The sequence below is a fragment of the Bilifractor sp. LCP19S3_H10 genome (genome assembly GCF_052119185.1).
Taxonomy (GTDB): domain Bacteria; phylum Bacillota; class Clostridia; order Lachnospirales; family Lachnospiraceae; genus Bilifractor.
Genome location: NZ_JBQKFT010000077.1, coordinates 1 through 373, shown reverse-complemented (window position 1 = coordinate 373; position 373 = coordinate 1). Strand labels below are relative to the sequence as shown.

The 373-nt window shown below is 52.5% G+C and carries 1 pseudogene; it reads left to right on the top strand.

Annotated features, from left to right (window positions below):
• Nucleotides 1–193: 193 nt before the first annotated feature.
• Nucleotides 194–373, top strand: a pseudogene (locus ACTQZS_RS15505) (hypothetical protein); the annotation flags it as partial.

The window sequence follows — 373 nt, the reverse complement described above, 5'->3', positions numbered from 1 at the left end:
TGGTCTCAGGATCTACCGGCGGAATGCAGGAAACAACTTAACTAGCAACTTGCAGCTGCCAGAAATGGCAGCTGTATTTTTTAATAAGGTACTGGCGGTTTACCGCTTACGTAATCACCACAGTGGGAAGTAATCACCACACGGACCACATTGGTGCCTGGCACCATTAAGGGGAGATGAGGAAGAGACCGAGATGGCAAAAACCATCACGGCGGTCATTGCGTTCCATCACCCGGCTTTCGGATACTATGCAACGAAGTTTCAGGGCGGCTCCAACCCACCGGACTGTGGATCATTTGACGGTATTCATGGCACAGGAAATCCGGGCGGCCTCTGCAGGGCATGCCCGTATAACAAGTTTGGATCCGGCGGG